Genomic DNA, 6,350 nt, shown 5'->3' on the forward strand with positions numbered 1-6,350 from the left:
CGCCGGTGGTGGCTGCGTCACGGCGGCTAGGAACGCCGGGCGGCTGCCCGGCTCCGTCGGTACAGGAGGGTGCCGGCCGCGATCATCGCGGCGCCGGCGGCCGAGGCCCCGATCAGGGCCCGGGCCTCACCACCGGTGTGCGGGAGCGTGGGCGGCGGTCCGGGCGGCTGGTGTTCGCTCCCGCCGGGAGGCGGGGTGTACTCGTCGCCGGGCGGCGTGGAGTGGTCATCGCCCGGAGGTGTGCTGTGGTCGCCGCTCGGCGGGGTCGACTCCTCGCCGCCGTAGGGGGGCGCGGTCGTCTCGTCACCGCCGTACGGGGGCGGGGTGGTCTCGTCGTCGCCGTAGCCGGGCGGAGTGGTCTCCTCGTCACCGTAGGCGGCCGGAGTCGTTTCCTCGTCACCGTAGGCGGGCGGGGTCGTCTCGCTGCCGCCGTGCGCGGGCGGGGTGGTCTCCTTGCCGCCGTAGGGAGGCGGGGTCGTCTCGCCGCCGCCGTGGGCGGGCGGGGTGGTCTCGCTGCCGCCGTGGGGAGGCGGGGTCGTCTCCTCGTCGCCGTAGCCGGGCGCGGAGTGGGTGCCGCCGGGGCTGGGCCGGGTGTCGTCGTCGGACGGGTCGGAGTCGCCGTAGCCGTCATGGGGCCGGCTGTCGCCCTGCTCCTTCAGGTGCTGGGACACGTTGGCGCAGGCGTTCCCGAACGCCGGGTTCAACGCGGCCGCGACATCGATGGAGTTGCCGCAGATGTTGACCGGGATGTCCACCGCCACCTGGACGTCGTTGCCTGCCAGCACCCCGGGCGAGCCCTGGGCGATGCCCTGCGCGTGGGAGTCGGCGAGAGCCGAGCCGCCGTACAAGGACAGCATGCCGGTCGCGGCGGCGGCCACGGCCATGCCCTTGCTGAGAGTCTGTCGCAATCTCCTGGTCTTCCTACTCAGAGAAGTGGGAAGGCCGGCCCCGGAACGGAGGATCGACGGATCGATGGTCCGGGGCCGGCCGGTACACAGCCGGGGAAGCTGGCGGGACGTGCGGGCGAACGTCAGTCGTTGACGCAGACGTTGCCGAACGCCGGGTTCAACAGCCCGATGACGTTGATGGTGTTGCCGCAGACGTTGACCGGGATGTGGATCGGGACCTGGATGACGTTGCCGGACAGGACGCCCGGGGAGCCGACGGCGGCGGCGCCGGCGCCGGCGTCCGCGAAGGCGGGGCCGGCCAGGCCCAGCGCCAGCATGACGCCCGTGACGGCGGCTGCGGTCTTCTTCATGGATGTTCCCTTCTCTGGGGTCATTGCCCCGATGACGGCCAGAACCGTGCGAGCACGACACGGACGGTCGTGGCACGGAATGAGGATTGACACAACCGGAGACCACGGAACACGGACCGCGTGATAATCACTCGATCGCACCGTTTCCTCACGCGTTTCCCTCGCCGGATGCGATGGAAAAGGCCCGGGCAGCCCGCGGACAATGCAGCGGACGGCCCGGGCCCTGCCAGGTCGGATCAGCCTTCACCATTGGCCGAGAGGACCGACAGGTCCTCCAGGATGTGCGAGAGCGCGCCGTCCCGCTTCGCCTGGGTGGAGTTGTCGACGCACTGCTGGTCCTGCTCGTCACCCAGGATGTTGACGTCGTCGATCGGCACGATGTTGAGGATCGGGACGTTGATGTCCTCGAGGCCGATGCACGGCTTGTTGAGCGTGCCCTGAACCAGCGAGAGCTGCGGGCTCATGTCGCCCTTCGTCGTCGAGTTGCCGAACGACGACACGGCACCGTTGCCGTTTGCGATGGTCGGTCCGTCGTCGTTGCCGATGGCAAGCGCCTGCGGCGCGGCCGCCACCGCCATACCCACAACAGAAGCGGCGGTCGCAGCGGCGACCATTGCCTTCTTGAGCACTTCGTGTTCCTTTCCTCGTAGCGACGCATGCCCTACGGCCCGATCAACCGGCGGCAACGGGAATGGTTCCGGTCATTCACCCGGTTGGCGTGCAACGGTCCGGAAATCATCGTGTCCGCTGAACACACGATCTGTTCGCGTGATGGGCTGGAGGAGTGAATGGGGGAAACTCCGCAGTAACGGGTCCAGTTGAACAAGGCGCTCCGGTGAACGGGGTTTCCTCAGAAAGGACTGGCCAGTGATCAAGAAGGTTGTTGCCGCGGCAGCTGTCGCCGCTTCCGCCATCGGTGCCTCGGCCGCCGCGGCTCCGCAGGCACTCGCCATCGGGAACGACAGCGGGCCGACCGCCGCGAACGGCAACGGGGCGTGGCAGAGCTACGGCAACTCGGCCACCTACGGGAACATGAGCCCCCAGATCGCGCTGATCCAGGGCTCTTTCAACAAGCCGTGCATCGCCGTGAGCGACATTCCGGTCGCCGTGCTGGACATCGTCCCCCTCCAGGACATCAATATCCTGTCGGACCAGATGACCCAGCAGTGCACGGAGAACTCCACGCAGGCCAAGCGCGACGGCGCGCTGGCGCATCTGCTGGAGGACGTGTCGATCCTGTCCCAGAACTCCGAAGCCGGCCACTGAACCGGACGCATGGTGCGGGCCGCCGGGTGATCCGGCGGCCCGCACCGGCGTGGCCGACGGGCCGCGCGCACCGGGGCTCCGTCAGGAGACGACGTCCTTGCGGGCGAAGTTCCTGAAGGCCAGGGCGAACAGCACCAGGGCGTACGCCACGGACACCGCGGTGCCCTGGATCATGCCGGACCACTCCAGGCGCGGCTGGACGGCGTCCGCCCAGGCGAACTGCCAGTGCGCGGGCAGGAAGTCGCGCCAGTGGCCGAGGGCGGTGACGGCGTCCAGGACGTTGCCGACGATGGTCAGGCCGACCGCGCCGCCGACCGCGCCGAGCGGGGCGTCCGTCTTGGTCGACAGCCAGAACGCCAGCCCGGCGGTGACCAGCTGGGACACGAAGACGTACGCCACGGCCACCAGGAGCCGCTGGACCGCCGTACCGGTGTCCAGCGCGCCGCCGGTGGGTATCTCCAGCGGTCCCCAGCCGTAGGCGGCCGTGCCGGCGGCGAGCGCCACGAGCGGCAGCAGGATCATCGCGGCGAGGGACAGCCCGAGCGCCACGACCAGCTTGGACCACAGCAGCCGGGCGCGCGGCACGGGCGCGGCGAGCAGATAGCGCAGCGAGGACCAGCCCGCCTCCGCGGCGACCGTGTCCCCGCAGAACAGGGCGACCGGGATGACCAGCAGGAAGCCGGCCGACACGAAGAGGTTCACGGCGGCGAAGTTGGCGCCGGAGGCGGTGGCCGTGTCCATCAGCGTGACCTGGCTGTTCCGGCCGCCCGGGTCGCCGCCGACCGCGAAGGCGACCAGCAGCACGAACGGCAGCACGGCCAGCACCGCGCCCATGACCAGCGTGCGGCGCCGCTTGAGCTGGCGGACCAGCTCCACCCGCAGGGGCAGGGTGCGGCCCGCCCGGTAGCCGGAGGCGACCTCGGTGAGCGTGCTCATGCGGAACCTCCGATCAGGGTGAGGAAGGCGTCTTCCAGGCGGCGGTGCGGGCCGACCGAGGCGACCGGGACCTCCAGCCGCACCAGCTCCACGACCAGCCGCTCGGCCGTGCCGCCGGGGGCGAGCCGGACCAGCAGTCCGGCGTCGGCGCGCACGGCGGAGGCGACGCCGGGCAGCGCGGCCACCTTCTCCACCACGGGCTCCGGGACGAGTGCGGCGGTGCCGACCAGCAGGGTGTCGCCGGAGCCGGTGATCTCCCCGACCGGCCCGGCCTGCACGAGCCGGCCACGGTCCATGACCACCAGGTGGGTACAGGACTGCTCCACCTCGGCGAGCAGATGGCTGGAGACGATCACCGTGCGGCCGCCGGCTGCGTAGCGGATCATCACCTCGCGCATCTCGCGGATCTGGGGCGGGTCCAGACCGTTGGTGGGCTCGTCCAGGATGAGCAGGTCGGGCAGGCCGAGCATGGCCTGGGCGATGGCCAGACGCTGGCGCATGCCCTGGGAGTAGGTGCGCACCGCGCGGGCGAGGGCGTCGCCGAGCCCGGCGATCTCCAGGGCCTCGTCCAGGTGGGCGTCCCCGGGCGGGCGGCCGGTGGCCCGCCAGTACAGCTCCAGGTTCTCCCGGCCGGACAGGTGGGGCAGGAAGCCCGCGCCCTCCACGAACGCGCCGACCCGGGAGAGCACCGGCGCGCCGGGCCGGATGGCGTGGCCGAAGACCCGGATCTCGCCGTCGTCCGGCCGGATCAGGCCCATGAGCATGCGCAGGGTGGTCGTCTTGCCCGCGCCGTTCGGCCCGAGCAGGCCGAGGACCTGGCCCTTGTCCACCCGGAAGGAGAGGTCCCGGACGGCGTACCGGTCGGCGGACCTCGCGTACCGCTTGCCCAGGTTCTCGATCAGCAGCGGGACCTCGGCGAGCGCCGGGTCGGGGGCGGGGGCGGCCGTGCGGCGGCGGGCGGTGAGCAGCAGGGCCAGGGCGGCGAGCGCGCCGGCCGCGGGCAGCCACCAGACCCAGGCGGGCAGGGGCGCGGCGGCGGTGGTGACGGCGGGTGCCGTGGGCACGCTCAGGTCGCCCTTCAGGGAGACCGTGTACGTGGCCGGGGCGGCCGGTGAGGCGTACCCGAGGTCGGTGGAGGCGAGGACCAGGCGGAGCCGGTGGCCCCGCTGCACCTCGTGGTCGATGGCCGGGAGGGTGACGGTGACGTCCTGGCCGGTCCGGGCGCCGGTCACCCGGAACGGGGTGACGAGCCGGGAGGGCAGCACCGGGCGGCCGCCGTCCGGGCCGATGTCGTAGACCTTGGCGAACAGGACGGCGTCGTCGCGGGTGGCGGAGATGTGCACGGTGGCGGTCGGGGCGCCGGTGATCCGCAGGTCGCGGGTGAGCGGAGCGGACTCGAACTTGGCGTACTGGCCGGGGAAGTCCAGGGAGAGGCCGACGCCGAGCGCGGACAGCCGGGCCAGGCCGCCGGAGCCGCCGCCGAGGCCGGGCAGCGCGGAGACGGCGGGCGGGCTGGCGCCGGCCGGGTTGGTGACGTGCTGCGGGCCGCCGGTGAGGGCGACGGGGCGCCGGTGGCCGTGCAGGCCCGGGTAGGCGGGGGCGCTCGCGCCGCGCAGCCGGGCGGTGCCGTCGGTGGAGTCGATGCCGCCGGTGCGGGTGACCCGGAAGGCCGGGCCGGTGCCGGTGCCGCGGTCGCCCTTCAGATAGCGGTCGAACCAGGCCCGCACGCGTGCGTCGACCCGGTCGGTCTCCATGTCGCCGCCGTCGTGCCCGCCGGCGATCCAGTCGACGGCGACCGGCGCGCCGTTCGCGTGGATCGCCCGCTGGGCGGCGTCGGCCTGGTCGAGCGTGAACAGGGAGTCGGTCTGTCCCTGCACCAGCAGGGTGGGCACCCTGACGCGGTCGCCGACGGCGGACGGCGAGCGTTCCTGGAGCAGTGTCCGCGCGGCCTGGTCCGGGCGGCCGGACTCGGCGACCCGGTCGTACATCCGGCACAGCGCGGGTTCGAACCGCGCGCAGCCGCCGCCGGCGCTGATGAAGGAGCCGGCCCACAGCTTCTTGAACACGCCGTTCGGGAAGAGGGCGTCGGCGAGGTTCCAGTAGGTGATCGCCGGGGCGATGGCGTCGACCCGGCGGTCGTGTCCGGCGGCGAGCAGGGCGATCGCGCCGCCGTAGGAGCCGCCGGCCATGCCCACGCGCGGGTCGCCGGGCCGGTCGAGCCGCACCTCGGGCCGCCCGGCCAGCCAGTCGATGAGCCGGGAGACGTCGGCGACCTCGCCGTCGGGGGCGTTGAGCCCGATCTTCCCGGTGGAGCGGCCGAAGCCGCGCGCGGACCAGGTCAGGACCGCGTACCCGGACCGGGCGAGGTCCTCGGCCTGCCGGCGCATGTCGTCCTTGCTGCCGCCGAAGCCGTGCCCGAGCAGGACGGCGGGGTGGCGGCCGGCGTCGGCCGGTGTGAAGTACGAGGTGTCCAGGCGCACCCCGTCGACCGCCATGACCCGGTCGCTGCGGCGCACGGGCCGGGTGTCGTCGGAGGCGACGGCCGCCGTCCACGTCCCGGCGCCGGCGAGCACCGCGACGGCCGCCGCCGCGGCGCCGAGCCGGCGCGGCCGGCGCAGCAGTGCCCGCGGCCACGGCAGTCGAAGATCCATGGGTCAACGGTACGGGCCGCCACCGACAACCGCTGCTGCCGCCGGGCGGAGTCCGGTGCCCTCCCTGGGGAGTACGGGCCCGGCCCGGCGTACTTCGGCCGTGGTACGGACGGGCCGTGGCGCTCCGCCGGGCCGCCTCCGTCGCCTAGGGTCTTTCGTTTGGATCAGGCCGGATCAGGGAGCGGGGTCTGGTGCCGTGCATCGCAAGGCGGAGGAGGGCGCCATGGCGGAGCCATGGC

Annotated in this window: 6 protein-coding genes; 1 reads left to right on the forward strand and 5 read right to left on the reverse strand. The window is 73.1% G+C overall.

Going from position 1 to position 6,350, the window contains the following annotated elements; translation table 11 throughout:
• Positions 1–26: 26 nt before the first annotated feature.
• From ACZ4SV_RS23675 to ACZ4SV_RS23685, 3 genes are all read right to left on the reverse strand, one after another.
• On the reverse strand, positions 27–908 hold the full coding sequence (locus ACZ4SV_RS23675) for a chaplin (RefSeq protein ID WP_468006278.1): 882 nt from the start codon (positions 906–908) through the stop codon (positions 27–29).
• A gap of 122 nt (positions 909–1,030) precedes the next feature.
• Positions 1,031–1,258 carry a chaplin gene (locus tag ACZ4SV_RS23680; protein ID WP_468006279.1) on the reverse strand — a complete coding sequence of 76 codons (228 nt, stop codon included), beginning with the start codon at positions 1,256–1,258 and terminating at the stop codon, positions 1,031–1,033.
• A 236-nt stretch (positions 1,259–1,494) separates the two neighbouring features.
• On the reverse strand, positions 1,495–1,887 hold the full coding sequence (locus ACZ4SV_RS23685) for a rodlin (RefSeq protein ID WP_365871453.1): 393 nt from the start codon (positions 1,885–1,887) through the stop codon (positions 1,495–1,497).
• Between the two features lie 238 nt (positions 1,888–2,125).
• Between ACZ4SV_RS23685 and ACZ4SV_RS23690 the strand changes: the two genes are divergently transcribed.
• The gene (locus ACZ4SV_RS23690) at positions 2,126–2,524 is read left to right on the forward strand and encodes a rodlin (RefSeq protein ID WP_365871455.1); all 399 of its coding nucleotides are present in this window, start codon (positions 2,126–2,128) and stop codon (positions 2,522–2,524) included.
• 81 nt (positions 2,525–2,605) lie between these two features.
• Here ACZ4SV_RS23690 and ACZ4SV_RS23695 read toward each other — a convergent pair whose 3' ends face one another.
• The gene (locus tag ACZ4SV_RS23695) at positions 2,606–3,460 is read right to left on the reverse strand and encodes an ABC transporter permease (RefSeq protein WP_365871457.1); all 855 of its coding nucleotides are present in this window, start codon (positions 3,458–3,460) and stop codon (positions 2,606–2,608) included.
• Complete coding sequence (locus ACZ4SV_RS23700; RefSeq protein WP_468006280.1) at positions 3,457–6,111, reverse strand: CocE/NonD family hydrolase; 2,655 nt, start codon at positions 6,109–6,111, stop codon at positions 3,457–3,459. The genes ACZ4SV_RS23695 and ACZ4SV_RS23700 overlap by 4 nt, the downstream gene beginning before the upstream one ends.
• Positions 6,112–6,350 lie beyond the last annotated feature (239 nt).

This window comes from Streptomyces sp. NPDC027672 (genome assembly GCF_055566335.1).